The organism is uncultured Psychrobacter sp., assembly GCF_947500265.1.
Classification (GTDB): Bacteria; Pseudomonadota; Gammaproteobacteria; order Pseudomonadales; family Moraxellaceae; genus Psychrobacter.
Genome location: NZ_CANMRN010000002.1, coordinates 534,283 through 560,916, shown reverse-complemented (window position 1 = coordinate 560,916; position 26,634 = coordinate 534,283). Strand labels below are relative to the sequence as shown.

The following is a 26,634-nucleotide window of genomic DNA, read 5'->3' as shown; positions in this document are numbered from 1 at the left end:
GGTCAGTCTTAGCGCATAGCGAATAAACGCTTACCTGCAAGCTCTAATGCGGCTTGTAGTAATAGCTCCCATGCTGGTTGACGGACAAGTCCTTTGATAGCTTGGTCACAGCGGTAAAGCAGGGCAGGCCATTCGGCCGTGTGCGTTTTTGACTGACGACGGCAAGCTTGTTGGTATAACCCTTGCTTGCTACGCCAAATGCCTAATGCTTGAGGGTCTTGACCGTCCATAAGTTGAATGATTTGACGCATGTCTTTGCTAATAGCCCATAACACTAAAGTAGTGGGCTCATCGGTCGACTTTAGCTGAAACATAATTTTGGCGACCTGCGTACTATTACCCGCGAGCATCGCATCAGACAAATCAAACACACTAAACTGCGCGTCGCTGACCAACGCTGCTTGTAGGTCTGCAATATCCAATGCCACATTATTCACAGGTTGTGAAAAGCTATTAGATTGGTCGGTGATATTGTCAGTAGCACTAGTACTGTCATTAGCAACTAGCTGCGGTGCAAACAAATAGGACAGTCGCCATAGGGTTTGATAAGCACTTAGCAAATGATGCTCAGTGTGTGACATGAGTAGCTGCCACGCCTCTTGAGACAATCGTAAGCCAAACTTCTGAGCTTGTATTTGTAGTAGCTGTTGGCGCTGCTGCTCATTGTATAAATTGCAATCAATGACATTGCCATACTGCGCAAAAGGAGCAAACCATTTGCTGCTCTGGCTGCGTTTGTCTTGCTTAGGTGTAAGCCACAATACACTATGACCATGTGTGCCAGCTTGTGCCTCGACCGCAAAACGTTCCAGCTCGGCGATAACTGCTTTGTCAGGTTTATGATTACCCGTCACGATTAAGGCACTGGCATCATCAAATAAAGACTGACTGCCAAGCTCTGACAGTACTTCTTGCCAGCTCTTGACGGAAATCAGCTCTATACGTTTGATTGCGTAATTCTGCGCGCGCCAGTGTGGACGTAGCGCATCTATCAACCATTGACTCAGCAGTGGCTCGTCACCGTGCGCCAGCCACAAACCCGCTACCGCAACGGAAGGCTGCAGCAGTTTGGGGTAGGCTTTTATGAAAGTATCTTGCATAGCGTGGTGTTACACAGGTTGATGAGCAGGTAATACCAGTTCTAAAAATATGATCAGCAGTGTCAAGCCAGCTTAGTCTACTTGAAGTAGTACATGCCCTTGCTTAGTTTGCTACTCATATTTCTAGAAACAGTATCGTTTGATAATAAGAACGACTAACTATTCTGGTTGTGGTACGACGACAACGGTTGGTGTCACACCTTTATTCATTTGCACAGACTGCTTGGCAGCAGGTGCGACCTTTGGAAGCGAGATTGCGACATATTGGTCAGTGATACGGCGAGCTAAAGTATCATAGAGCCAATCACGAGTCTGATCGCCTTGCTGATCGTCAGTACTAACAGATGCTTCGTTGTACTGGTAGCTTCGCTCGACTTGAATGGGGTTGCTCAGTGTTACAGGCTTACCATTTTCCATCGTTTGATAGCTGACATCTGCTGATAGTACCAAGCGAATCTCTGTTAATACGCCAACCAATTCGTAACGCTTAAAACGTACATTACGAATGTCGATAGCGGCAATAGACTCAGCCCCTGCTTGTTGGTTATTGCGGGCAACTTCTTCTGAGCTCATATTACTAATAACATCGACACCTAACGTCTTTAGGCGACGCGTCAATGGTAGTTTCAGCGGGAAGGAGGTGCGATTGTCTTCGATAATGACCGCGGTTTTTTCGACGTCAAGCAGCATCGCTGAGTCGTAGCCACGCAGCTGAAAGCCACAGCCGCTAAGAGCAGCGGCTGCACCTACCACGGCGAACATTGGCAGCGTAGCAAGTAAGACTGCTCCGAGCTTTTGGCCTTGAGACTTTTTGTTAGCTAGGCTGTGTGCGCTTGATTCTGGTTGCGCCTGCTCAGCTCGATGCTTGTATGACATAAACGCTATCCTCATATGATAAGAAGGCTTAGAGCACTAAGCCCAAAATACTTAGCTCAAGATACCTCAGCCTACAACCACGATGTTAACCAGTTTGTTAGGAACGACGATTTCTTTTTTGATCTCGCCAGTGATGAATTTTGCCACACTTTCCATAGTACGAGCTTGCTCTTTTAGCTGCTCAGGATCGCTGTTTGGTGCGACATCCATCTTACCACGCATCTTACCATTGACCTGTACCACCATGGTGATCATGTCCTGTACCAGTGCACTTTCATCCACGGTTGGGTAGTCTAAGGTCAAGGTGTCAAGACCCAACTGCTCAAGCAGATGCTCGCCAACGTGCGGCGCGTATACAGATAGCATAATTAGCAGATTGGTCAATGCTTCGTGTTTGACGTGTAGCTCTTGCTCATTACTAGCGTTAAAGCCAGTCAGCTCATTAGCAAGTTCCATTAGGCTTGATACTGGCGTGTTCAATGCCAGACGATCACCCAAGTCACTGTCAATCTTAGCAATCGTTTCGTGCGTTTTACGACGTAAGTTTTTGGCTTCTTTGCTTAGACCGTCTGTGTTCAAGGTAGCACCGTTAAGCGTATCAATGCTGATATTGGCGACTGTTAGCGCTTGCATATGGTCGGTAGCAATGCGCCATACTTTTTTCACAAAGTTATAAGGGCCTTTTAGCGCGTCATCTGACCACTCAAGCGTTTGATCCGCAGGCGCAGTAAATAGCGTATATAGACGAACCGTATCAGCACCATATTTATCAATGGTTAGCTGCGGGTCTACGCCATTGTTTTTTGATTTAGACATTTTTTCAATTTTGCCAATCGTGACTGGCTGGCCGTCAGATTTTAAGATAGCTTTGATTGGTTGACCGCGTTCGTTGAAGTCAATATCAATATCTTCTGCAAAATAGTAGGTTGTACTACCATCTGCATTGACGCGGTAGAACGTACCAGCAAGCACCATGCCTTGGGTCATTAGATTGGCAAATGGCTCATCACCTGTGACTAAATTTTCGTCGCGCATCAGCTTGTGGAAGAAACGCGCATACAACAGATGCATCACCGCATGCTCGACACCGCCAACGTATTGATCGACCGGCAACCATTTATTGGCCGCAGACTTGTTGACCATGTTTTGCGCATCATTTGGACTAGCAAAACGTGCATAGTACCAGCTTGACTCTACGAATGTGTCAAAGGTATCGGTTTCGCGCTCAGCAGGGTTGCCACATTTAGGACAAGTGGTATTGACAAATTCTGGGATGTTCTTGAGTGGGTTACCGCGACCATCAGGTACGACGTCGGTTGGCAACACAACTGGTAAGTCTTGCTCTTCAACAGGCACCGTACCACAATGCTCACAGTTGATCATTGGGATAGGGCAGCCCCAATAACGCTGGCGAGAGACACCCCAATCACGTAGGCGATATTGGATCTTTTTCTTAGCCAGCTCTTTTGGCTCAAGTTTGGCTAGCATGGCTTCAAATGCTTGCTCAAAGTCTAAACCGTCAAACTCACCTGAATTAACCAAGGTATTGCGCTCGGTATAAGCAAGATTGACTTCACTATCGTTCGCTTTGGCATCTGCTTTTAGTTCATCAAAATAGCCCTCAGGCACATTGATAACTTGCTTGATCGGTAGGTCGTACTTAACCGCAAACTCATAATCACGCTCATCGTGAGCAGGTACTGCCATGACTGCGCCTGAGCCATAGCTCATCAGTACGTAGTTGGCAACCCAAACTGGCACTTCTTCACCAGTCAAAGGATGTGTCACAGTGAGGCCTGTATCCATACCGATTTTTTCAGCTTTGGCCAAATCTGCTTCAGCTACTGAACCTTTTTTACAAAGCGCACAGAATTGAGCGATTGCGTCATCTTGCTCAGAGGCGTACTGTGCAAGTGGATGCTCTGCGGCAACAGCGACATAAGTCACACCCATCAACGTATCAGGACGAGTGGTAAACACATCTAAGGTGTTTTCTTCACCAGCAAGCTCATAAGGGAAATGCACTTCCATACCAGCACTGCGACCAATCCAGTTACGCTGCATAGTCAGGACTTCAGAGGGCCAGTGACCTTCTAGCTGATCCAAATCATCTAATAGCTCATCAGCATAGTCAGTGATGTTGAAGTAATACATTGGGATGTCACGTTTTTCGACCGCAGCACCACTACGCCAGCCTTTGCCATCGATGACTTGCTCGTTTGCTAAGACGGTGTTATCAACAGGATCCCAGTTGACCGTCGACAGTTTTTTGTAGACCAAGCCTTTTTTGTACAATTGCAAAAATAACCACTGCTCCCACTGATAATACTCAGGGCTACAAGTGGCAAATTCACGTGACCAGTCAATAGACAGGCCTAGCAATTTAAGCTGCGCGCGCATGCTGTCAATATTGGCAAATGTCCATGCAGCGGGTGGAGTCTGGTTAGCAATTGCTGCGTTTTCTGCTGGCAAGCCAAAACCATCCCAGCCCATTGGCTGCATGACTTCATAGCCTTTTAGGCGATAATAACGGCTTAATACGTCAGAAATCGTATAGTTACGTACGTGGCCCATATGCAGCTTGCCACTTGGATAAGGAAACATCGATAGCATGTAACGACTTGGCTTGTCGCTTGGATCGTTACTTACTTCAAAGCGCTTGTCAGTTGCCCATTTGGTCTGCTGCGCGGCTTCTATCGCTTGTGGGTTATAATAATTGTTTTCTGCTTGGTCTGCTGTCACGGCGTTGCTCATAGTCGGCTCGAAATTGGTTGATACTGATTTATTTAATACGGATTTGTTTAATACTGATCAAAATAGGTGGAATTTGACAATGCCATAGCATAGCGTAATTTGGCGAAAATTGCGACGATATGATGCAGTTGCTTACTAGGTTTGACGATTAAAAGTAATGCATTCTCTATATCCAGTCAGCCTTAGGTATAATAGACAAATTAATGAATATTTATGAGGATTTATCATGATCATCACCATTTACGGTATCAAGTCTTGTAGCACGATGAAAAAAGCGTTCACTAAGCTAAACGATCTAGATGTCAGCTACGATTTTCACGATTATAAAAAACAAGGTATCGATAAAGAAACGGTACAGCGCTGGGTAAATGAGCTAGGTATCGAAAAAGTGCTGAATAAGCGTGGTACGACATGGCGCAAGCTAGACGACAGTCAAAAGCACGCAGCTGATGCTAGTGTAGACAGCGCGATAGATTTACTCGTGGAAAATACTAGTATGATTAAACGTCCGATTGTAGAAGGTCAGTCGGCAGATAAAGATCAAGCAGTACTACTATGCGGCTTCGATGAATCTGAGTTTGATAAAGTTTTTTCGTAAAATTGAGCTAGGCTGATATTTTAAATATAAAACTGCACAAAAAAGCCCGAGCATTTATATTAACTCGGGCTTTTCTATAGTTAACATTGCTACATGTTGCTAGCTCAATGATGAGTCTATCTCACGACTGATGAGCGTACCAACCCCTTCATTGGTGAAAATCTCAAGTAAGGTCGCATGAGGGACACGGCCATCAACGATTACCGCGCTTTTGACGCCGCTACGTACCGCATCCAGCGCACATTGAATTTTAGGAATCATACCGCCTGAGATAGTGCCATCTTCGATTAAGCTATCAACTTTCTTTGGCGTTAGTCCAGTTACTACTTCGCCATCACGGCCCAATACGCCTTTGATATTGGTTAATAGCATCAGTTTCTCTGCTTGTAAAAACTCCGCTACTTTACCTGCGACCAAATCTGCATTGATGTTATAGGTGTTACCTTCAGCGTCAACGCCAAGTGGCGCGATTACAGGGATAAAATCAGAGGCAATTAACATGTTGATCACGTCTTTATTGACACTGACCACATCACCGACGAATCCTAAATCAACTGGTACAGCGATACCATCTGTGCCAATTTTTTCCATCATCAGTTTTTTTGCTTGAATCAAGTTGGCATCTTTACCTGTAAGACCAATCGCGCGACCGCCGTGTTTGTTAATCAAGCTAACAATCGATTTGTTGACGCTACCGCCCAAGACCATCTCTACGATATCCATGGTGCTTTTGTCAGTGACACGCATGCCATCGATACGGTCTGATTGACGGCCGAGCTCTTTTAGGAGATTGTCAACTTGTGGGCCACCACCATGTACGACTACGGGATGCATACCGACGGTTTTTAGCAAAACAATATCGCGAGCAAATGAGCTCTCAAGCTCAGGGTCGGTCATGGCGTTGCCGCCGTATTTTACGACGATGAGTTTATCAACAAAACGCTGGATATAAGGTAGAGCAGTGGTCAATACTTCAGCGGTGTTTTTGGCATCATCTAAATTAAGCGTCATTACAAACTCCTAAGGGCCGGTTTTAAATTGGTTGTTTTTCTACTATGTCTAATGAGACAGTGATATATGTTTTGTGAGGCTACTCCGCAGGAATAGCAAGAATCTCTTCTGCTAGCGCTGCGTTAAATGGTCGGCATAAAGCGGAAAATGTCGCCTGAATATCTTTTAGGTCATCTACACTGTCACCTGCAAAGCGCGCGGTCAGGCTATTACTGGTATTTGATTGACGCAGTACGCCAAAGCCATGCGCAAAGTCTAAACGCACACCATCGATACAGCTCAGCTTGGTTCCTACAGGTAATAATTCATGCGTCTTTTTTAATGCTATTTGCGCCTTCGCAGTAGCGCAAGTACACACTGATGACTTGCATGTTGTGGCGGGCAGGCAAGTATCTTTTAACTGCTGACTAGATGAAGAGTCAGTATGAGCAGACATATCTACTAGATACTGCAAGTAATGACAAAATCTCGTTAATTGCTCTACGAGTGAGCAGTCGGTAGTAGCCGTTTGCGGCATTGGCAAATAATGGTCAGCAGTACTGACTATAGTGGGCAAGCTTTGGATGATATCTGCTAGCGGTTTTTTATCATTAATATCATTATGAGTTTGGTCAAGCCAATGCAGCAACCGTAATGCAGCATACATCGCATCATCGTAGGGAATAAAGCGGCTGTCATTGAAAATAAAATGCCCTGATAATTCACCAGCAAAGACAATCTGATTGTCAGGATGCTGTACCTGCTGGCGCATAAAGCTGCTGCCAGTTTTGCTAATTACAGGTGTAGTACCAAGCTCAGATAACAGTCTTGGTAAATGATGAGCACATTTAATATCGAAAAGAACTTCAGATGCTAATAAAGAGTTGCTCAGGGAGTTAGGGTGCTCAGTAATAGCAATACGTGCCAATAGATAGAGCAAATGATCGGGCGTAACTATCTTGCCGTTGTTATCAACGATCATTAAACGATCGCCATCGCCATCAAACGCCAAGCCTATATCTGCTGCGTGCAAAACAACGGCTCGTTGCAATTCGTTTAGGCGGTTTGGTTCGGTAGGGTCTGGATTACCAAGGGGGAAATTGCCATCTGGTGTATCATTGAGAAAAATGACATGCTGGCAAAAACGTTCAAACAAGCGTTGAGCGATGCTCCCAGTTGCGCCATGCATACAGTCAATAACTATGACTAAATCAAGTTTATAAGCGTTTTTCTGATTGGCTTTAGTTGCCGAGTGATTGTGCTGAAATAATTGTTCAAATACCTGCTCAATAGCATCAATATAAACGTTTGCTACTTGATGAGTAGGTAGTTGCTCAAGCAAATCAATTGGTAATTTTGAGTCGTAGTTATTATCAATGTTTTCTGAATGCAAGATAGGATTGTTAGCTTGATTATCGGGATAAGCGTGACAACTATGATGAGCGGTTAGCTGATGATAAAGCGTCTGTATCTCTGAGCTACTAGGGGATTTGTTATTCACCAACCATTTGATACCTAATATGTCTTTAGCGGAATGGCTCGCTGTTACGACTATGCCATGGCCTTGATATTGCGCTGCCCAAAATGCCATCATCGGCGTGGTAACCAGACCTAATTGGATTACGCGTAAACCCTGCTGAGCTAGTACAGTAGAGAGCATAAGTGCAATGGCTTCACTGCCAATGCGCATGTCATAACCAACAACGACAACATTTTGCTTAGTATCAACAGAGGTACTAGCATTGATGTTTTGAGTCGGTTGGCCGTTCTGCGCATTGTAGAGAACAGCAAAAGCATCGCCTAGCGCTTGTATAAAACTGCTAGTAAAATACTGGTTGGTACCACGAATATCATAAGCACGGAATAAGGATTGCTGCGCCGCAAAAGGTGGCATTGCTTATTCTCCTTATAACCGTGATAGATGTTCAATGGTAAATAAAAATAAATAGCGCAAGGTTTTATATATAGCTTAAGCAAAACCTTGAAGGCTATCTAAAAATTACTAGCAGAATTGACCGTCAAAATAGCTATTATTGACGACCTGAGTGTCCAAACCCGCCTGCACCGCGTACGCTTTCATCACTGAATTCTGCAACCACTTCAAACTCAGGACGCGCAACAGGTACCACGATGTACTGTGCCATACGCTCAGCTGGATTAAGAACAAAGTCGTCGCTACTGCGGTTCCAAATACTAACCATCAGCTCGCCCTGATAGTCGGCATCAATTAGTCCAACCAAGTTACCCAAGACGATACCGTGCTTATGACCAAGACCTGAACGCGGTAAAATCATACCTGCATAATTAGGATCTTGAATATAAACGGCAAGACCTGTACCAATTAAATGGGTTTCACCTGCTTTAATCGTTAATGGCTCGTCAATACAAGCACGCAAGTCAATACCTGCACTGCCATCGGTGGCACGAGTTGGTAGAGAAAATGCTTCGTCTTCAGTAATTTTAGGGTTTACCACTTTAACTTGTACAGCTTGCATAACACACTCACTTAACGATTTGATGGTTTTTAAATTATGATTTAAAACTAAGGCCTTGAACTAAGGTCTAAATAAATCTTATTCGAAATTTTTATACAAATAACAATTCTATATTTGGATTGAGTCATTGATTATTCAGCAATTCAGCAATTCAGCAATTCAGCAATTCAGCAATTCAGCAATTCAGCAATCAACTAGAGTATCAATACGCTAGCCAATCCCAAAAACGACATAAAGCCGACGATATCCGTGACGGTCGTTAGGATAACCGATGCAGATAGAGCAGGGTCGATATTCATTCGTTTTAGCATCAGCGGTATGCTGATCCCCGAGACATTAGCCGCAGTCATGTTGATCGCAATGGCAAAACCGATGACGGCACTGATCTTAATATCATGAAACCATAACTGAGCAATAAACGCCATAATTATCGCCCAGATGATACCGTTTATCGCACCTACCCACAGCTCTTTATTCAACAGCCAGACACGGTTAGAACCACCGATTTGGCCCATCGCCATCCCGCGGATAACAACCGTCAGCGTTTGCGAGCCAGCAATACCGCCCATACTGGCGACCACTGGCATCAATATCGCTAATGCCACAACTTGTGCTAGTACTTCTTCAAACTGTCCAATCACAGCTGCGGCTAAAAGGGCGGTACATAAATTGATACCTAGCCAGACGCTACGGCTTTTAGCACTGGTGAGGATAGGAGCAAACAGCTCTTCATCTTGGCTAACACCAGCGAGGTTTTTCATGGTGCTGTCGACATCATCTTGGATAATCTCCATGATGTCTTCACCGTTTAGTTGACCAACCAGCTCGCCATGGCTATTGATGACGGGCGCAAAACGGATGTCTTCTGAACGAAAAATCGCGGCAGCATCTTGAATATCCAAGCGATCATTAATCGTAATAGCAGTATCAATCAGCTCCGAGACCAAGATGTTTTGTTTATGCTTAATTAAATCTACTAGACTCAGTAGTCCCAGTAATTGCTGGCTTTGATCGACAACGAGCAGCTCTTGGCTCTCGTCATCTAGCAGGTCGTCATTTTCACGCAGCCACTCTTGCACATCCGCCAAACAGATATCATCCCTTATCTGAATAATATCAGGATCCATATAGCTACCAACTTCCCAGTCAGCATAGGTATCAAGCTTATTGACTTGGACTCGGGTCTCTTCGTCCAGCGTTGCCATGACTGAGGTGCGTACGCTCTCAGTGACAGTGTCCAAAATCTCAGAGATGTCTTGAGCATCAAGGTCTTGGGTAAACAAGGATATTTCTTGAGAAGAAATATTCTCCATTAATGGCTGGCGTGTATCGACATCTAGCTCGGCAAGCACTTCACCTTTAATGTGCTCTGGCACCTGCGCCCAAATCAACAGACGGTTTTGAGTCGGGAAGGACTCTAGTAGGTTGGCAATCTCATATTCGGACTGCTTTTCTAAAAACTCTGTAATGGCCTCGTAGGCTTTATCAGCAACCAGACCCTGCAGATACAGAAGCTTATATTCGGCACTATATTCGGCCGAGTTATAATCTCCTGACAGCATGGCAGTTCGTTCCTGATTGGGCGTCGGGGTAGGCATATGTGTTCCAAGTTTTTACAGTCAATTTTTTACAGTATATAAAGAACAATAACAATGACGATTATAACAATCGCCTTTTGCGCAGTCTAAAGCGTGTTCTCGCAAGCGTTTTACTTAGGTGTTTATTACTCAGGTGCTTAAATGCCTTGATTAAGATTAACGCTTGCCCAGTAGCGCTCGAATATTGGCCAGATATTCATCAGCGACGGCTTCTGGATCTTTGGTCGCTTTTTTCTTTTTCGCTTTGGCAGGCCAATCAATATGATCCTCAGGCAACTCATCCAAAAATCTTGATTCTGAGGTAACGCGCATTTGTCCGCCAGCACGGCGCTGGGTCGCAAGTGTCAAAGTCAGCTCACGACGCGCACGGGTAATGCCTACATACATCAGACGACGCTCTTCTTCGACCGTCTCACTCATGATAGAGTTGCGATGCGGTAGCATCTCTTCCTCAAGCCCCATGATATAAACAAAATCAAACTCTAGACCTTTTGCCGCATGTAAGGTCATCAAGTTGACTTTGTTAGTGTTCTCTTCTTCTTGCTGTTGTTCGAGCATATCAAGCAAGACCAGTTTACGAATGATGGTATCAATCGTGCGATCTTCGTCTTCTTCCGCGCGATTAATGAGTGACTGAATACTGGTATACAGCATATCGATATTATCAATACGGTTTTTTTCTTGCTGCGGTGTTTTGGCATCGCTACGGACAAAATCAATATAACCCGTCTCATCAATCATTTGGCGTACGATTGGCACAGGATCAGGGTGTTGGTCCAGCTCGCGTGTATAGTGCTCAATGAACTCGCCAAACTCTTTTATCGTGCCATAAGCCTTAGATGGCAACACATGAGCCAAGCCGGCATGAGTACAAGAAGCCAGTAGCGATATGCTGTGTTCTTGCGCAAATAAGCCAAGTTTCTCTAGCGTGGCAGGTCCCATACCGCGTTTGGGTGTATTAATAATACGCAAAAACGCGCTGTCATCTTCGGGGTTCAATATCAGGCGCAGATAGCCCATGATGTCTTTGATTTCACTACGGGCAAAGAACGACTGACCGCCCGATAATTTATAGGGTACTTGTAGCTGGCGCAATTGTGCCTCTAGCATACGTGCCTGAAAGTTACTGCGGTAGAGTACCGCATACTGCTCCCACTCATTACCAAAACGCAGTTTATGCGTGACAATTTCTTTGGCGACGCGCTCAGACTCATCGTCATCATTACGGCAGTTAATGATGCGGATTTTTTCGCCTTGACCTTTATCTGACCACAGTTTCTTTTCAAATAAATGCTCGTTGTTGAGAATAACGGCGTTGGCAGAGGTCAAAATACGGGTGGTTGAACGGTAATTTTGCTCAAGCATGACGATTTTTAGTTTTGGGAAATCTTCTTTTAGCAGTGCCATGTTTTCAGGCTTCGCCCCGCGCCACGCATAGATAGATTGGTCATCATCACCCACCACGGTAAAACGACCTTGCGGACCAACCAAATGCTTAATCATTTCATACTGGGCGGTATTGGTATCTTGATACTCATCGACCAATAGATAGCGAATACGGTTTTGCCATTTGTCCCGCAGTTCTCTATTTTCACGTAATATTTTGGTTGGCAGTACAATCAAGTCATCAAAATCGACGGCATTATATGCACGCAAGTTACGCTCATAAAGCGCGTACAAGGTTGCAAAAATCATGTCTTCTGGATCGTCTAACGTCTCCATCGCCTTGTCAGGCTCAATCAAATCGTTTTTCCAATCAGAAATCATCTTGATCGCTTTACCAACCAGCTCACGACTTTCAGCGCCGCTTAAGTTGTCGCGCATCATCAGCTCCATCAAGAGGCGCTTACTATCATCGCTGTCCATGATAGAAAAATTGCCTTTTAGCGGCGTATGCATCAGCTCATAGCGCAAAAACTGGAGACCAAATTGGTGAAAGGTCGATACAGTCAAACCACGCGTTTTTTCGCTTGGTAGTAGTTTGCTGACACGGGCTTTCATTTCACGTGCTGCTTTATTGGTAAAGGTTACGGCAGTGATACGCTCAGCTGGCATGTCGCATTCTTGGATTAGGTAAGCAATTTTACGCGTGATCACCGAGGTCTTGCCGGAGCCAGCACCTGCGAGTACAAGTAGTGGGCCGGATACGTAGAGCATGGCTTCTTGTTGTTTGGGATTGAGTTGACTCATAACGTGACCTGTAAGACAAGAGCAAAAAGAGGGTAGCGCTGATATAGCACAAGTAGATGAACGCGGTGCGTATCACCAAAATTGATATCGTAGTGATATCTTAATAATGTTTGTTATAAGGATAATAGAATTTAAGGTTTGATGATGACATATCGTAAAATTAGGTGGGTCATTATAAAGCAAAAACGGTCACTTTGGGGGAGGAGTTGGGTGATGAAAACAGGGTATGAGCGCACTTGATTTTTGGTAAATAGCGTGACAGCGTTTGCGTATCGAACAAAGCATGGATTTGGGGTTAATATAAGGTAACGTCTATATCATAATTTTTGGTAAAAAAAACACATTTTGTTTCATAGAAAATGACCGTCGAATACAGTTAAAAACTAGCTTTTAGGCACTGATATGCGTATAGTACGTAAATAATTTATGCCAGTTGTCACGTCATTGTTGACCACGTGTAATGAGCTATTAAATCAATTAAGTAAGCAGTCAGATATGATATTGATTTAATACGTTGATCTTACGTTGTTAGAAGATGCGTTGGGCGACCAGCCTTTATCCGCGCGCATACCGGAATCTCTACAGTTGGTCACGTCTGACATCGTCGTCAATAAGCTTGATAATTGGTTGTTACCAGCAAAATACCTAACATGTGACTCAATGACAGTTACTTAAACACAGTGACAGTTACTGAAGTGCAGTGACAATTACTTAAATAAAGTCACTTTTTAAATAAAGTCACTTTGTGTTTTCGTCTGCGTTATACCTGTCGCAACATGGCCTGAGTGGGTCAGTGCTTGCGCTGTGTCTAACACTCGATTGGGTGAGGAGCACGTATTATCATGTCTGCTTTTAATTGGTCAGCCATTGCTTTTATCTTAGCCGCCATTGGGCTAGTTGTCTTTATGCTGGTCGTACCGCGCTTACTTGGCGGTCGCTCTCAAGGCTCACAAAAGGAAGAAGTATTTGAAGCGGGTGTTGTCGGATCTGGCAACGCCCGTATTCGTTTGTCTGCCAAATTTTATTTGGTCGCAATCTTCTTTGTGATTTTTGATTTAGAGGCGCTATATCTCTACGCTTATGCTGTGTCGGTACGCGAGGCAGGCTGGCTTGGCTTTGCCGCCGCTGGCACGTTTATCACTATTCTGATTATCGGTTTGATTTACGAGCTGAGCTTGGGTGCGATGAACTGGGCACCTGCTGACAAGCTACGCAAAAAAGCACGCTTATATGCGGCGCCTGCAGGCTTTAATTTGGCAGACATCACCAAGTTTGATGGTGCTCATGAGCTAATGGTCGATCCGACAGGTAAAGTACCCGCACAGTCATCCGGTCAAATCAATGTCTCGAACAATATTGAGACCAATCGTCGTCATCTACAAAACATCGATCATATTAATACCACGGGTAACGTTACTTCTGTGGATTTTGCGACGTCTGCTCAGCAGGACAAAACTGAACGTTAATAGCAGTTGATGCTCAGCCTATAGCGTTTGCAAAAACGAGCAGGAAAGCATGAAAGCGTCAGTTCTGTTTGTATTAATGATCGCTGATGATTAGCCACTTATTAATAATAAAATTATGGCGACAGCGCGAGCAAGATGATTGCCACGCCAAGCCTAATATGAAGGTTGTATGTTATGAAATACACATTAACAAAAGCCAACCCCGATGCAGATACCTATCCTGCACAGACCAGTCAAACGGTCAATGATCCTATCGAAGATGAAGTGAATAAAAACGTCTTTATGGGTCGTCTCGAAGACCTCGTTCATTCAACAGCAAACTGGGGGCGTAAGAACTCACTTTGGCCATTTAACTTTGGTACCTCTTGCTGCTATGTTGAATACGCTACTACCTTAACCGCCGTTCATGATTTGTCACGTTTTGGGGCAGAGGTTATTCGTGCCTCGCCTCGTCAGGCGGATGTCATGATCGTCGCTGGTACTTGCTTCGTTAAGATGGCCCCTGTTATTCAGCGCCTATATGAGCAAATGCTTGAGCCAAAATGGGTTATCTCTATGGGTGCCTGTGCCAACTCGGGCGGCATGTATGATATTTATTCTGTCGTACAAGGCGTCGATAAGATTATCCCTGTTGATGTCTATGTACCAGGTTGTCCGCCGCGTCCAGAAGCGCTTATTCAGGGTTTGATGTTGTTACAAGAATCTATTACTAAAGAGCGTCGTCCGCTGGGTATCCATGTCAATGAGCAGGGTATCTATCAGCCGCAAATGACGCCTGAGCGTGACCGTAAGCAGGCAGATCGTATCGCTGTCAAAAACTTGCGCAGCCCAGACAGTATTTAAGTTTCAAATAGCATTTAGACTTGTAGCAACAGTTTCAATATTTTATGCGCTTATCATAGTTCAGTTATGATTAACATAGTTCAGTTATGATTAATGAAGGAATACATCATTCATGGTCACGGTAGTCGAAAACATAGATCCTAAGATCAAGCCCGTCCCAGCAGTCATCACAGAGCTGGAGCAAAAGTATGCTGGTAAATTTGTCGTGCAGCAGACTGTGGATGAGATTCCAACGGTTTGGGTGGCGCGTGCTGATTTATTAGATATTCTCTTATTCTTGCGCAAACTGCCTAAGCCGTATGTCATGCTATTTGACTTATCAGCGATAGATGAGCGTTTACGCCAGCATCGCGCGGGTTTGCCTGACAGTGACTTTACGGTGTTTTATCACTTGATGTCGCTTGAGCGCAATAGCGATGTACGTATCAAGGTCGCGCTAAGCGAAGACGATGTCAATGTACCGAGCGCCACCAATATTTGGCCAAACGCCAACTGGTATGAGCGTGAAGTGTGGGACATGTTCGGTATCGTCTTTACAGGTCATCCGCATTTGACCCGTATTTTGTTGCCAAAATACTGGGAAGGTCATCCACTGCGTAAAGAGTACCATGCGCGGGCGACTGAGTTTACCCCGTACTTCTTGAATACGGCCAAGCAACAATACGAGCAAGAAAACTTGCGTTTTGTCCCAGAGGAGTGGGGCATGAAGCGTTCAGGTCGTGATGAAGACTTTATGTTCTTGAACATTGGTCCTAACCATCCCTCTGCTCACGGTGCGTTCCGTTTGGTACTACAGCTTGATGGCGAAGAAGTCGTCGACTGTATCCCTGATATCGGCTATCACCATCGCGGTGCAGAAAAGATGGCTGAGCGTCAAACTTGGCATTCATTTATTCCTTATACCGACCGTATTGATTATCTCGGCGGTGTGATGAATGAGCTGCCGTACATCATGTCGGTCGAAAAGCTTGCTGGAATTACGATTCCGCCGCGCGCTGAAACCATCCGCGTAATGATGAGCGAGTTCTTCCGTATTACCAATAACTTACTATTCGTCGGTACGTTCATTCAGGATGCGGGTGGTATGACCCCTGTATTCTATATGTTTACCGATCGCCAAAAAGCCTATGACGTCATCGAAGCCGTGACTGGTTATCGTATGCACCCCGCTTGGTTCCGTATCGGCGGTACTGCTGCTGATCTGCCACGTGGCTGGCAGCGTTTGGTTCGTGAGTTCCTAGATTGGATGCCAAAACGCTTAGACGAGTATGTCAAAGCAGCATTGCAAAACAGTGTGCTCAAGGGCCGTACCCAAGGTGTTGCTCAGTATAATGCTAAGCAAGCACTTGCTTGGGGCGTGACTGGCGCTGGTCTGCGCGCGACAGGCGTTGACTTCGACCTACGTAAAGCACGTCCATACATGGGTTATGAGAATTACGATTTTGAAGTGCCAGTTGGCTACAACGGTGATGCTTATGATCGCTGTATGGTCAAAGTCGAAGAGATGCGTCAGTCATTGCGTATTATCCGCCAATGTATGGACAACATGCCACAAGGTCCTTATAAAGCGGATCATCCACTGGCCGTACCACCGCCGAAAGACCGTACATTGAATGATATCGAAACGCTTATTAATCACTTTATCTCGGTATCTTGGGGTCCTGTGATGCCAGCGGGCGAATGTACAACGATCGTTGAGGCGACCAAAGGTCTGAACAGTTATTACATTACCTCAGACAAGGCCACGATGAGCTATCGCACCCGTATTCGTACGCCAACATTTGCGCATTTACAGCAGATGCCGTCGGTCATCAATGGCTCGCTAGTTTCTGATGCCATTATGTATTTGGCATCGATTGATATCGTGATGGCGGATTGTGATCGTTAGAGCCGCTGCTTCAAAAGTATTTGTTCATCAATATATTATTGCCTGATGGCACACCAAAATGCTGTCACTCGCCAATATAACCACAGTTTCAATCAGACTGATATTGGCTTGTGATAGAGCAGGATGAGTGAGGAAAGACAGAAGATTATGAAAATTGTTTCCGACAAAATGCCAAAAGTAGATGTGGAAAGCATTCTCACCAGTGATGAAATTGCTGCCATTCATGAGTTTATGCACCATTACCCACAGGCGCGTGCCGCCTCGCTAGATGCGCTAAAAATCGTGCAAAAGCGCAACGGTTGGGTCAATGATGCGCAAGCAAATGCCATTGCCAATATCCTAGATATCCCGATGTCAGATATGGATGGGGTTGCGACTTTCTTTAACCGTATATATCGCCAACCTGTCGGTCGCCATGTGATTCTCATATGTGACTCTGTGGCTTGTTATTTGACAGGTTATGAGGCGCTGTCAGCTGAGATTAGATCACAGCTAGGCATTGAGTATGGTCAAACCACTGCTGATGGACGTTTTACCCTATTGCCAATTTGCTGCTTGGGCAACTGTGATAAAGGGCCGGCGGTACTGATTGATGAAGACACTTACGGCCCTGTCCAGCCATCTGAGGTCGCGCAATTATTGGAGCTATACGCATGAGTTTAACGATTTCAGAGCAAATTGCTCGTCGCGGTCAAGGCCAAGCGCCAAGCCAGCTAAATGCACAGCGTGTTCCAATCTATGGTGATAAAGCGACAGCCACTAGTGAAACCAAGCCATTGACCTGGCGTTTGGCGCATCATGATGCCGTGCTTGATTTAGCCACCTATGAATCTCTAAAAGGCTTTACGGGTCTAAAAGAAGCGCTATCCAAATCGCCTAAAGACGTCGGCAATATGATTAAAGCAGCCAATGTCCGAGGTCGCGGTGGTGCAGGTTTTAACGCTGGTCTAAAATGGTCGTTTATGTCACCGCCGGATGGTTTGCCGCGTTATCTCATCTGTAATGCTGATGAAATGGAGCCAGGCACATTCAAAGACCGTTTGCTCATGGAGCGTCTACCGTTTCAGCTTATCGAAGGTATGCTAGTTACCGCTCATGCGATTGGTGCCACTGATGGTTATATCTTTATCCGCGGTGAGTACATCTTGGCCGCTGAACGTTTGGTCGCTGCTATCGAAGAGTGCTTGGCTAACAATCTAATGGGCGACAATATTTTAGGCTCAGTTTTTAGTTTTAATCTGCATGTGCATACGGGCGCTGGACGTTATATCTGCGGTGAAGAAACAGCGTTGATTAACTGTCTAGAAGGCCGCCGTGCTAACCCACGTACCAAGCCGCCGTTTCCACAAATCTCTGGTGCATGGGGTCGTCCAACCGTTGTCAATAACGTTGAAACTCTGTGTAATATGCCAGCGATTTTGAATCATGGCGTTGAATGGTATCAGTCGTTATCTGAAATTAAAGGCAAAAGTAAAACGCCAGGCACCAAACTATTCGGCTGCTCAGGTTTAGTTAATGATCCAGGCCTTTGGGAATTACCGTTTGGTTATACAGCTCGCGAAATCATTGAAGATTTAGCGGGTGGTATGAAAGATGGTAAAACACTGAAAGCATGGTTACCGGGTGGTGCCTCGACTGACTTTTTGACCGCAGAGCATTTGGATGTGGTAGTAGATTTTGACACCATTCAAAATGCGGGTAGCCGTATGGGTACAGGTCTCATTATGGTCGTCGATGAATCACAAGACATGGTGCCATTACTGCGCAACCTTGAGATTTTCTTTCAGCGCGAGTCATGTGGTTGGTGTACACCATGTCGTGATGGTCTACCATGGGGTGTTAAATTGCTTACCGCCATCAATGATGGTGAAGGGCAAGTGGGCGATGTAGAAAAACTAGAAGGCCTGACGCGTGATTTATGGATTGGTAAAACGTTCTGTGCGCATGCCCCAGGTGCGATGGAACCACTAATGAGTGCGATTAAATATTTCCGTCCAGAGTTTGATCAAAAAATCGCGCAGGCGGTTGGTGTCGATGTTATTGATGCTGCAGCCAACCAACAGCCAGTAGTGAAATAAGGAGAGCGGCATGGCAGTCATACATATTGATGGAACCACTGTCGAAGTAGATAGCGCAGATAACTTGCTACAAGCCTGCTTATCACTCGGCATTGATGTGCCGTATTTTTGTTATCATCCAGCCCTTGGCTCAGTAGGCTCGTGCCGTCAGTGCGCGGTCAAGCAATTCCAAAATAAAGAAGATATGGAAGCGGGTCGCGGTCGCCTCGTCATGTCATGTATGGTCGCTCCTGGCGATGATATGTACATCTCTGTGACTGACGATGAGGCCAAAGCATTCCGCAAGTCGATGGTTGAGCTACTCATGACCAACCATCCACATGACTGTCCAACCTGTGAAGAGGGCGGACATTGTCATTTGCAGGACATGACCTATATGTCAGGTCACAGCCGTCGTCGCTATCGCTTTACCAAACGTACGCACCACAACCAAGAGCTTGGACCATTCATCGCGCATGAGATGAACCGTTGTATCGCTTGCTATCGCTGTGTACGTTTTTATAAAGACTACGCGGGCGGCGAAGATTTGGGCGTTTATGGCTCAAACAACCGCGTTTACTTTGGCCGTGATAAAGATGGTCAGTTTGAAAGCGAGTTTTCAGGCAACTTAACCGAAGTTTGCCCAACGGGTGTGTTTACTGATAAAACCCACTCTGAGCGCTACAACCGTAAATGGGACATGCAGTATGCGCCAAGCATCTGTCATGGTTGCTCAGCTGGTTGTAATATCTCACCGGGTGAACGTTATGGTGAATTGCGCCGTATCGAAAACCGTTATAACGGCGAAGTAAACCGCTATTTCTTATGTGACCGTGGCCGCTTTGGTTATGGCTATGTCAATCGTGATGATCGTCCAACCCAAGCGCTTGAACGTATCAATGATAAGCATGTCAAAATCAATATTGATTATGCACTTGATGAAACCATCAAGCGTATCAAAGATAAAAAAGTCATCGGGATTGGCTCACCACGTGCCAGTTTAGAGACCAACTTTGCGCTAAAAAACCTGGTCGGCTTTGATAACTTCTCAACAGGTTTGAACCATCAGCAGCAAGCACTGGTTAATAAATGCATCGAAGTATTAAGTACCGACGGCATTTATAACCCTAGCATGACCGATATCGAAACGCATGATGCAGTGCTCGTATTAGGTGAAGATATTACGCAAACTTCATCACGTGTCGCATTGTCAGTACGTCAAGCCGCAAAAAACGAAGGCCTGAAAATGGCAGCGGCATTGCAAACGCAGCCGTGGCTTGCAGAACCAGTTAAACGTATCGCTCAAGATGCGCTAAGCCCAGTCTATGTCATCGATGTGACGCAAACTAAGCTAGAAGATATCAGTAAAGTGAGCGTAGTGGCGACCCCTGAAGACATCACTAAACTTGGCTTCAAGGTTGCTGATGAGATTTCTGATTTCGCTGATGATTTAGCAGACATAGTAGATCCACAAACAGTTGATGCTAGTGCTGAAACTGACGGTATGCAAGCATTGGCACAGCAAATTGCTTATGACCTGATTCAAGCTGATAAGCCGTTAGTTGTTTCGGGTAGCAGCTTGTCTTCTACCGCATTGATAGAAGCAGCAGCACAGATTACCCAAGCATTGACCCAAAAACGCGCGGCAATTAAAGCGACTGAGCAACAGCAGGTCGAGGCACATAATGCCAAAGTACAGGCAGCCCAAGCAAAAGCGGCTAATGACCAGCCTGAAGAAGACCAAGATTTATCTGCCAAGCCAAACAAACCTGAAACGGGTGTAAATACAGAAGCGCAAGATGATGTCGAGCGTGAGCCTGCTGAAAAACTTGAGTTAAAAGAAATCAATGATAAATATCAAGCACAAGCAGGTATCTATCTAACGGTCCCTGATGCCAATAGCATGGGCGTTTGTATGCTTGGCGGTCAGTCAGTTGAAGAACTGCTAGCGACTGATTACGATGTGGTTGTGGTTGCAGAAAACCAGCTAACAGATGCGATTGATGCCAATAAATTGACGCAACTATTGACTGATAAAACGGTCATTGCGTTAGATCATCAGCTCCTTGATTGGCATAAAGACGTCGATATCGTACTGCCAGCGGCTAGCTTTGCAGAAGCGGATGGTACATTGATATCAGCTGAAGGTCGCGCGCAGCGCTTCTTCCAAGTTTACGATAACGAATACTACCATCCGATGAGCAGTATTAAAGAAGGCTGGCGTTGGATACATGCTGTACATAGCAGCATCGAAGGTCGTGATGTCGATTGGACGCAGCTAGATGATGTTATCAATGCATTGATCGTAACGCATCCTAAACTTGCGGGTATTAAAGGTGCTGCGCCTGATGCTGACTACCGTATAACGGGTCTGAAAATTGCGCGTCAACCGCGTCGTTATTCAGGTCGTACTGCTATGCGTGCGCCAATCTCAGTGCACGAGCCAATGCAGCCAAAAGATTTGGACACTGGTCTAACTTTCTCAATGGAAGGTTATAGCGGTAAAGAAACGCCAAGTTCGATGATTCCTTTTGCCAATGCGGCAGGTTGGAACTCACCGCAAGCATGGAACAAATACCAAGATAAAGTTGGTGGTCATCTGAAAAATGGTGATCCAGGTGTGCGTTTGTTTGATCAGCTAGAGCGCCTAGCCACTCGTCAATATGTGGCGCCAGAAGCGATGTCTTCGAATACAACTGACTTACAGCACGGCCAAGCGAAACTGGTGCCGATTCATAATATCTATGCCAGCTCAATGATGGCATCACGCAGCCCAATCGTCGCAGAGCAACTACCTGTTGCTGCATGGCGTATCGGTATAGATGATGCCAAAGACTGGAATATCGCTGCTGGTGATTACTTGGCGATTGAGATTGACAAGCAACAAATCACCTTGCCCGTACAGCTGGTCGGTTATTTGGCAGAAGGTTGTATCGGTTACCCAGTCGGGCAGGTGAGCATTATTCACCCATCAATGCCAGCATCGGTACGTAAAGTGGATGCACCAGTGACGATGATGGGTAGCATGGCTAACGATATGATGAACAATAACGACACAGCGCAAATAAACGCAGCGCCGACCACCACACAGGAGGTGTAATATGCAAGTTACCCGTATTATCCCTGATGTGCCAAGCTTTTTGGCCAATAGCATGAGTTTTGATACTTGGTCTATTCTGTTTTTAGTGGGTCAATCACTAGTCATCTTTTTAGTCGTAGTATTGGTTGCCGCGATGATGATTATTTATGAGCGCCGTATGTTGGCCTTATGGCAAGATCGTTATGGTCCAAACCGTGTTGGGCCTTTTGGTTCACTACAACTAGTCGCCGATATGCTAAAAATCTTCTTTAAAGAAGATTGGACACCGAACTTTACCGATAAGTTTATGTTCACGTTGGCACCTGCGGTTGCGATGTTTACTGCCTTGGCCTCATTTGCCATCATTCCTATCTCGCCAACGCTTGGCGTGGTTGATTGGGATATTGGTATTCTGTTTTTCTTTGCCATGGCTGGTATTGCTGTTTATGCGGTGATGTTCGGTGGTTGGGCGTCTGCCAACAAATTCTCACTACTTGGTGGTTTGCGCTCAGCTGCACAAACGATCAGTTACGAAGTGTTTTTAGGCTTGTCGTTGATGGGCGTTGTTGCCTTGACAGGTTCGTTTAACTTGCGCGCCATTGTCGAAGCACAAGCAGACGGTTGGTATATCATTCCGCAGTTTTTTGGATTTTTGACCTTTGTGGTGGCTGGTGTTGCCGTTACGCATAGACATCCATTTGACCAACCAGAAGCAGAGCAAGAACTTGCTGAAGGCTATCATGTCGAATATTCTGGCATGAAGTTCGGTATGTTCTTCATTGGTGAGTATGTCAACGTTGTCTTGATTTCTGCCTTGATGACTTGCTTGTTCTTTGGCGGTTGGCTTGCGCCGTTCAATTTAGATATTCCATTTATTCCACCAGCTTTTTGGTTCATGATTAAAACGCTGTTCTTTATGACCATGTTTGTTTTGGCTCGAGGCTCACTCATGCGTCCGCGTTATGATCAGGTGATGAACTTTGGCTGGAAAGTATGTCTGCCCGTAACCTTGATTAATCTGTTGATTACTGCTGCGGTCATTTTGATCTTTTCCCCAACGTTGTAGTCATTACTAGTAGCCATCACTGATGAACTAGGGTAAAGCTGATAAGGATAATAATCCCATGTTTACTACCATAAAAAAGACCGTCATTGGTATATTTACCATTGTCCGCAGCATGTGGATGGTCAATAGTCATGCACTTAGACCGCGTGACACCATCCTTTATCCTGAAGAGCCGGTACCTGTACCGCCGCGTTTTCGTGGACGTATTGTCCTAACGCGTGATCCTGATGGAGACGAGCGCTGTGTCGCTTGTAACTTGTGTGCGGTGGCATGTCCGGTAGGGTGTATCTCATTACAAAAAGCTGAGCGTGAAGACGGTCGCTGGTATCCAGAGTTTTTCCGTATCAATTTCTCACGCTGTATCTTTTGTGGATTGTGTGAAGAGGCCTGTCCAACGACAGCGATTCAAATGACCCCAGATTTTGAGTTGGGTGAATATAAGCGCCAAGACTTGGTCTACGAAAAAGAGCATTTGCTCATTTCAGGACCAGGTAAATACCCTGATTATAACTATTATCGTGTGACAGGTATGGCGGTAGCAGATAAACCAAAAGGCGCAGCACAAAATGAGTCTGCACCGATTGATCTAAGGAGCTTGCTACCATGATGAATATTTTAAACCATCCTGAATTGGCTGGGTTTTATTCGCTTGCAGCAGTGGCAATATTTGCCAGTCTGCGCGTAGTGACTCAGGCCAATCCAGTGCATGCTATCTTATCGATGATTGTGTCGTTATTGGCAATCGCTGGGATATTTTTTGTATTAGGTGCGCCGTTTGCGGGTGCGCTAGAGATTGTTGTCTATGCTGGTGCCATTATGGTGCTATTTGTTTTCGTTATCATGATGCTTAATTTGGGCATGAGTAATGACGAGCGCGAAGAGCGTTGGCTCGATGCAGGCACTTGGGCGATTCCAACAGGGCTGACGATAATCATTGCCGTTGTGCTCTATGCGATGATTGGTCTTAATCACGATGAAGCGGTCATGATGGGTAGCACGACTATCTCTGCCAAAGCAGTCGGTACGGTGCTATTTACCAAATACATTATGCTAGTCGAAGTAGCAGCATTGCTATTATTGGCAGCCTTGGTCGCCGCTTATCATTTAGGTAAAGAGACAGTCGACGATGAGGTCATCGGTAATGATAGCCAAAACTTCAAGCCAAGTGCAGGCAGTATCAAACAATACGACAATGATAGTACGCTTACACAGCATGACGGCGTAGAAATGGCTAAGCCTTACGAATATAAAGATGTTGACCCGCATGACTATGTAGGTATGAAGGTAGGTACGAGGGCAGGTAGTCAAGTAGGTACGAACAAAGTTACGCGCAAGGAGTCAGACTAATGGTACTAGCAGCAAGCGTGGCACAAGATGTGTCAAACGTGCCGTTTGCCCACGAGGTGGCAGGCTTAGTACAGCCAGTTGCTGAGGCGCAAAATGTACTGGGTATGATACCCATGAGCCATGGACTGATTTTGGCAGGCATTTTATTTGCTATCGGTCTGTGCGGCGTTATGGTACGACGTAACTTCTTATTTATGCTAATGAGTCTTGAGATCATGATGAATGCGGCAGCATTGGCATTTGTAGTGGCAGGTAGTCGCTGGGTCGATCCAGACGGACAGATTATGTTTATCTTTATTTTGACCTTGGCTGCGGCTGAAGCGTCAATTGGTCTGGCAATATTATTGCGTTTTTATCATCAGCGTGGGCATCTCGATGTCGATAGCGCCAATGAGATGAAAGGATGATGTCATGAGTTTATTACCATTAACCTTTATATTCCCGCTCATTGGCTTTTTGATTTTAGCCTTTATGCGCGACAAATTATCAGAGACGGTCGCAGCGATTGTTGGCGTAGGTAGCATGCTGTTATCAGCACTATGCACGCTAGTGGTTAGCTATACCTTTTTGACCACCAATTCAGCTGGAACGGTAGTAGAAGTTCCGCTATGGACATGGTTCCAAGTTGGCGATTTTGCCCCACATTTCGGTTTGAGCTTTGATGGTCTTGCATTGACCATGACAGGTGTCATCACTGGGATTGGCTTTTTGATTCATCTGTTTGCCTCTTGGTATATGAAAGGCGACACTGGCTTTGCTCGTTTCTTTAGCTATATGAATTTGTTTGTGGCCAGTATGTTATTACTGGTACTCGCAGATGATTTGTTCTTGCTTTATCTCGGTTGGGAAGGCGTAGGTATCTGTTCTTACCTATTGATTGGTTATTATTATCACGACAGAGCCAACGGCCGTGCCGCGATGAAAGCCTTTACCGTTACTCGTGTCGGTGATGTGTTCTTAGCCTTCGGTTTGTTTTTATTATTCCGCGAATTCGGTACGCTTAATATTCAAGAAATTATTACGCGTGCGCCAGAAGTATTCGATGTTAATAACCCAACGATGATGCTAACGACTATGATGTTGGTCGGCGGCGCAATGGGTAAATCAGCCCAGTTGCCACTACACACATGGCTTGCTGATGCGATGGCAGGTCCAACACCAGTATCGGCATTGATTCACGCGGCAACAATGGTGACGGCAGGGGTTTATTTGATCGCCCGTCTACATCCATTGTTTGAGCTAACCCCAGGTATCTTATTGTATTGGGTTGGCGGCGTAGGGGCGTTGACATTGGTCGTTGCTGGATTCTGTGCACTCGCGCAAACAGACATCAAACGTATCCTTGCGTATTCGACCATGAGTCAAATTGGCTATATGTTCCTCGCACTTGGCGTGGGCGCATGGCAAGGGGCAATCTTCCATCTAATGACCCATGCTTTCTTTAAAGCATTGCTGTTCTTATCATCAGGTGCGGTTATCCTTGCGGTACATCACGAGCAAGATATCTTTAAGATGGGTGGTCTGCGCAAAAAGATCCCATTAGTATTTTGGTGCTATATCGTCGGTGGCGGTGCACTCGCTGCTATACCTTGGGTTACCGTTGGTTTCTATTCTAAAGAAGCGATTCTTTGGGAAACTTATGCCACAGGTCACTTAGTACTATTCTACATGGGTGTATTCGGTGCTTTCTTAACCGCGATTTATACATTCCGTATGATTTGGATTATCTTCTTTGGCGAAGAAAAAACCCATGCTCATAAGCTATCAGGGGTGTCGTATTGGTTGCCTTTGACCGTGTTGCTAGTGCTATCTACAGCCGTTGGTGCTTGGATTACGCCACCATTAGATGGTGTATTGCCAGAGAGCGTTGGTCATCTATTAGAAGTTGCTGGTCAAGCGCATGCTAAGCATACCGCAGAGTATATCGCGATGGGTGCCATGGCAGCAGGTTTGATATTGGCAGCACTGTTATATGTGGTCAATAAAGGTCGCATGCTTACTAGTTTTAAGCGATCACGTATTGGTGGGGCGCTATATCACTGGTGCTATCATGGCCTAGGTTTCGACGCGCTATATGATGTAATTTTTGTAAAACCCTTTTTATTCATCGGCCGCTTATTAAAAGCCGACCCTATCGATAAAACGTGGTTGCTGTTACCTAAGCTGGCCTCAGCAGGTAATAAAGTATTGTCTGCGACGCAAACAGGGTCTCTTCGAGGTTATGCCACAAGCTTTGGCTTGGGTATGGCTGTATTGCTGGTGCTGGTAATGATGACGGTGGTGTAAA

Annotated in this window: 20 protein-coding genes; 12 read left to right on the top strand and 8 right to left on the bottom strand. The window is 45.4% G+C overall.

From position 1 onward, the window contains the following. Positions 1 to 8: 8 nt before the first annotated feature. The 3 genes from holA to leuS form a co-directional block, all read right to left on the bottom strand. A complete protein-coding gene (holA, locus tag Q0788_RS04865; RefSeq protein WP_298808319.1) occupies positions 9 to 1,100 on the bottom strand; it encodes a DNA polymerase III subunit delta in 1,092 nt (363 codons plus the stop codon). 159 nt (positions 1,101 to 1,259) lie between these two features. Continuing rightward, the gene (locus Q0788_RS04860; RefSeq protein WP_298808316.1) at positions 1,260 to 1,976 is read right to left on the bottom strand and encodes a hypothetical protein; all 717 of its coding nucleotides are present in this window, start codon (positions 1,974 to 1,976) and stop codon (positions 1,260 to 1,262) included. A gap of 66 nt (positions 1,977 to 2,042) precedes the next feature. Then, the gene (gene leuS, locus Q0788_RS04855; RefSeq protein ID WP_298808313.1) at positions 2,043 to 4,730 is read right to left on the bottom strand and encodes a leucine--tRNA ligase; all 2,688 of its coding nucleotides are present in this window, start codon (positions 4,728 to 4,730) and stop codon (positions 2,043 to 2,045) included. Positions 4,731 to 4,956: 226 nt separating this feature from the next. Here leuS and Q0788_RS04850 point away from each other — a divergent pair, with 226 nt between their 5' ends. After that, positions 4,957 to 5,328 (top strand): arsenate reductase, encoded by a 372-nt coding sequence (locus Q0788_RS04850; protein WP_298808310.1) that lies wholly within the window; start codon positions 4,957 to 4,959, stop codon positions 5,326 to 5,328. A gap of 99 nt (positions 5,329 to 5,427) precedes the next feature. Here Q0788_RS04850 and argB read toward each other — a convergent pair whose 3' ends face one another. The 5 genes from argB to Q0788_RS04825 all read right to left on the bottom strand — a co-directional run bounded on the left by argB (position 5,428) and on the right by Q0788_RS04825 (position 12,601). Continuing rightward, complete coding sequence (gene argB, locus Q0788_RS04845) at positions 5,428 to 6,339, bottom strand: acetylglutamate kinase (RefSeq protein ID WP_191114828.1); 912 nt, start codon at positions 6,337 to 6,339, stop codon at positions 5,428 to 5,430. A 79-nt stretch (positions 6,340 to 6,418) separates the two neighbouring features. Further along, complete coding sequence (locus Q0788_RS04840; RefSeq protein WP_298808305.1) at positions 6,419 to 8,212, bottom strand: phosphomannomutase; 1,794 nt, start codon at positions 8,210 to 8,212, stop codon at positions 6,419 to 6,421. A 136-nt stretch (positions 8,213 to 8,348) separates the two neighbouring features. Further along, positions 8,349 to 8,813 carry a dUTP diphosphatase gene (gene dut, locus Q0788_RS04835; RefSeq protein WP_296207370.1) on the bottom strand — a complete coding sequence of 155 codons (465 nt, stop codon included), beginning with the start codon at positions 8,811 to 8,813 and terminating at the stop codon, positions 8,349 to 8,351. 194 nt (positions 8,814 to 9,007) lie between these two features. Next, positions 9,008 to 10,411, bottom strand: a complete 1,404-nt coding sequence (gene mgtE / locus Q0788_RS04830) for a magnesium transporter (RefSeq protein WP_298808302.1) — start codon at positions 10,409 to 10,411, stop codon at positions 9,008 to 9,010. Positions 10,412 to 10,567: 156 nt separating this feature from the next. Beyond that, positions 10,568 to 12,601 carry a UvrD-helicase domain-containing protein gene (locus Q0788_RS04825; RefSeq protein WP_298808299.1) on the bottom strand — a complete coding sequence of 678 codons (2,034 nt, stop codon included), beginning with the start codon at positions 12,599 to 12,601 and terminating at the stop codon, positions 10,568 to 10,570. Between the two features lie 842 nt (positions 12,602 to 13,443). Between Q0788_RS04825 and ndhC the strand changes: the two genes are divergently transcribed. The 11 genes from ndhC to nuoL all read left to right on the top strand — a co-directional run bounded on the left by ndhC (position 13,444) and on the right by nuoL (position 26,633). Then, positions 13,444 to 14,067: an NADH-quinone oxidoreductase subunit A gene (ndhC, locus tag Q0788_RS04820; protein ID WP_102091044.1), complete on the top strand. Its 624-nt coding sequence runs from the start codon at positions 13,444 to 13,446 to the stop codon at positions 14,065 to 14,067. Positions 14,068 to 14,241: 174 nt separating this feature from the next. Further along, positions 14,242 to 14,910: an NADH-quinone oxidoreductase subunit B family protein gene (locus Q0788_RS04815; protein WP_101206265.1), complete on the top strand. Its 669-nt coding sequence runs from the start codon at positions 14,242 to 14,244 to the stop codon at positions 14,908 to 14,910. A gap of 112 nt (positions 14,911 to 15,022) precedes the next feature. Next, positions 15,023 to 16,798, top strand: a complete 1,776-nt coding sequence (gene nuoC / locus Q0788_RS04810; protein ID WP_057758925.1) for an NADH-quinone oxidoreductase subunit C/D — start codon at positions 15,023 to 15,025, stop codon at positions 16,796 to 16,798. 147 nt (positions 16,799 to 16,945) lie between these two features. Beyond that, complete coding sequence (gene nuoE, locus Q0788_RS04805) at positions 16,946 to 17,455, top strand: NADH-quinone oxidoreductase subunit NuoE (RefSeq protein WP_298808295.1); 510 nt, start codon at positions 16,946 to 16,948, stop codon at positions 17,453 to 17,455. Then, positions 17,452 to 18,876, top strand: a complete 1,425-nt coding sequence (gene nuoF, locus Q0788_RS04800) for an NADH-quinone oxidoreductase subunit NuoF (RefSeq protein ID WP_298808293.1) — start codon at positions 17,452 to 17,454, stop codon at positions 18,874 to 18,876. Before nuoE ends, nuoF begins: the two co-directional genes overlap by 4 nt. A gap of 10 nt (positions 18,877 to 18,886) precedes the next feature. Next, positions 18,887 to 21,955, top strand: a complete 3,069-nt coding sequence (gene nuoG, locus Q0788_RS04795) for an NADH-quinone oxidoreductase subunit NuoG (RefSeq protein ID WP_298808291.1) — start codon at positions 18,887 to 18,889, stop codon at positions 21,953 to 21,955. A 52-nt stretch (positions 21,956 to 22,007) separates the two neighbouring features. Then, positions 22,008 to 23,000, top strand: a complete 993-nt coding sequence (nuoH, locus tag Q0788_RS04790) for an NADH-quinone oxidoreductase subunit NuoH (protein WP_179798733.1) — start codon at positions 22,008 to 22,010, stop codon at positions 22,998 to 23,000. Between the two features lie 58 nt (positions 23,001 to 23,058). Further along, a complete protein-coding gene (gene nuoI, locus Q0788_RS04785; protein ID WP_010198902.1) occupies positions 23,059 to 23,607 on the top strand; it encodes an NADH-quinone oxidoreductase subunit NuoI in 549 nt (182 codons plus the stop codon). Then, positions 23,604 to 24,347 (top strand): NADH-quinone oxidoreductase subunit J, encoded by a 744-nt coding sequence (gene nuoJ, locus Q0788_RS04780; RefSeq protein ID WP_298808289.1) that lies wholly within the window; start codon positions 23,604 to 23,606, stop codon positions 24,345 to 24,347. The genes nuoI and nuoJ overlap by 4 nt, the downstream gene beginning before the upstream one ends. Positions 24,348 to 24,445: 98 nt before the next feature. Next, complete coding sequence (gene nuoK / locus Q0788_RS04775) at positions 24,446 to 24,754, top strand: NADH-quinone oxidoreductase subunit NuoK (RefSeq protein ID WP_025653102.1); 309 nt, start codon at positions 24,446 to 24,448, stop codon at positions 24,752 to 24,754. 4 nt (positions 24,755 to 24,758) lie between these two features. Further along, the gene (nuoL, locus tag Q0788_RS04770) at positions 24,759 to 26,633 is read left to right on the top strand and encodes an NADH-quinone oxidoreductase subunit L (protein WP_298808287.1); all 1,875 of its coding nucleotides are present in this window, start codon (positions 24,759 to 24,761) and stop codon (positions 26,631 to 26,633) included. The last annotated feature ends 1 nt before the right edge of the window (position 26,634 follow it).

What these genes read in the sequence shown, in the direction of transcription:
- holA (WP_298808319.1), bottom strand. Translation starts at nt 1,100, where the DNA reads ATGCAAGATACTTTCATAAAAGCCTACCCCAAACTGCTGCAGCCTTCC.
- Q0788_RS04860 (WP_298808316.1), bottom strand. Translation starts at nt 1,976, where the DNA reads ATGTCATACAAGCATCGAGCTGAGCAGGCGCAACCAGAATCAAGCGCA.
- leuS (WP_298808313.1), bottom strand. Translation starts at nt 4,730, where the DNA reads ATGAGCAACGCCGTGACAGCAGACCAAGCAGAAAACAATTATTATAAC.
- Q0788_RS04850 (WP_298808310.1), top strand. Translation starts at nt 4,957, where the DNA reads ATGATCATCACCATTTACGGTATCAAGTCTTGTAGCACGATGAAAAAA.
- argB (WP_191114828.1), bottom strand. Translation starts at nt 6,339, where the DNA reads ATGACGCTTAATTTAGATGATGCCAAAAACACCGCTGAAGTATTGACC.
- Q0788_RS04840 (WP_298808305.1), bottom strand. Translation starts at nt 8,212, where the DNA reads ATGCCACCTTTTGCGGCGCAGCAATCCTTATTCCGTGCTTATGATATT.
- dut (WP_296207370.1), bottom strand. Translation starts at nt 8,813, where the DNA reads ATGCAAGCTGTACAAGTTAAAGTGGTAAACCCTAAAATTACTGAAGAC.
- mgtE (WP_298808302.1), bottom strand. Translation starts at nt 10,411, where the DNA reads ATGCCTACCCCGACGCCCAATCAGGAACGAACTGCCATGCTGTCAGGA.
- Q0788_RS04825 (WP_298808299.1), bottom strand. Translation starts at nt 12,601, where the DNA reads ATGAGTCAACTCAATCCCAAACAACAAGAAGCCATGCTCTACGTATCC.
- ndhC (WP_102091044.1), top strand. Translation starts at nt 13,444, where the DNA reads ATGTCTGCTTTTAATTGGTCAGCCATTGCTTTTATCTTAGCCGCCATT.
- Q0788_RS04815 (WP_101206265.1), top strand. Translation starts at nt 14,242, where the DNA reads ATGAAATACACATTAACAAAAGCCAACCCCGATGCAGATACCTATCCT.
- nuoC (WP_057758925.1), top strand. Translation starts at nt 15,023, where the DNA reads ATGGTCACGGTAGTCGAAAACATAGATCCTAAGATCAAGCCCGTCCCA.
- nuoE (WP_298808295.1), top strand. Translation starts at nt 16,946, where the DNA reads ATGAAAATTGTTTCCGACAAAATGCCAAAAGTAGATGTGGAAAGCATT.
- nuoF (WP_298808293.1), top strand. Translation starts at nt 17,452, where the DNA reads ATGAGTTTAACGATTTCAGAGCAAATTGCTCGTCGCGGTCAAGGCCAA.
- nuoG (WP_298808291.1), top strand. Translation starts at nt 18,887, where the DNA reads ATGGCAGTCATACATATTGATGGAACCACTGTCGAAGTAGATAGCGCA.
- nuoH (WP_179798733.1), top strand. Translation starts at nt 22,008, where the DNA reads ATGAGTTTTGATACTTGGTCTATTCTGTTTTTAGTGGGTCAATCACTA.
- nuoI (WP_010198902.1), top strand. Translation starts at nt 23,059, where the DNA reads ATGTTTACTACCATAAAAAAGACCGTCATTGGTATATTTACCATTGTC.
- nuoJ (WP_298808289.1), top strand. Translation starts at nt 23,604, where the DNA reads ATGATGAATATTTTAAACCATCCTGAATTGGCTGGGTTTTATTCGCTT.
- nuoL (WP_298808287.1), top strand. Translation starts at nt 24,759, where the DNA reads ATGAGTTTATTACCATTAACCTTTATATTCCCGCTCATTGGCTTTTTG.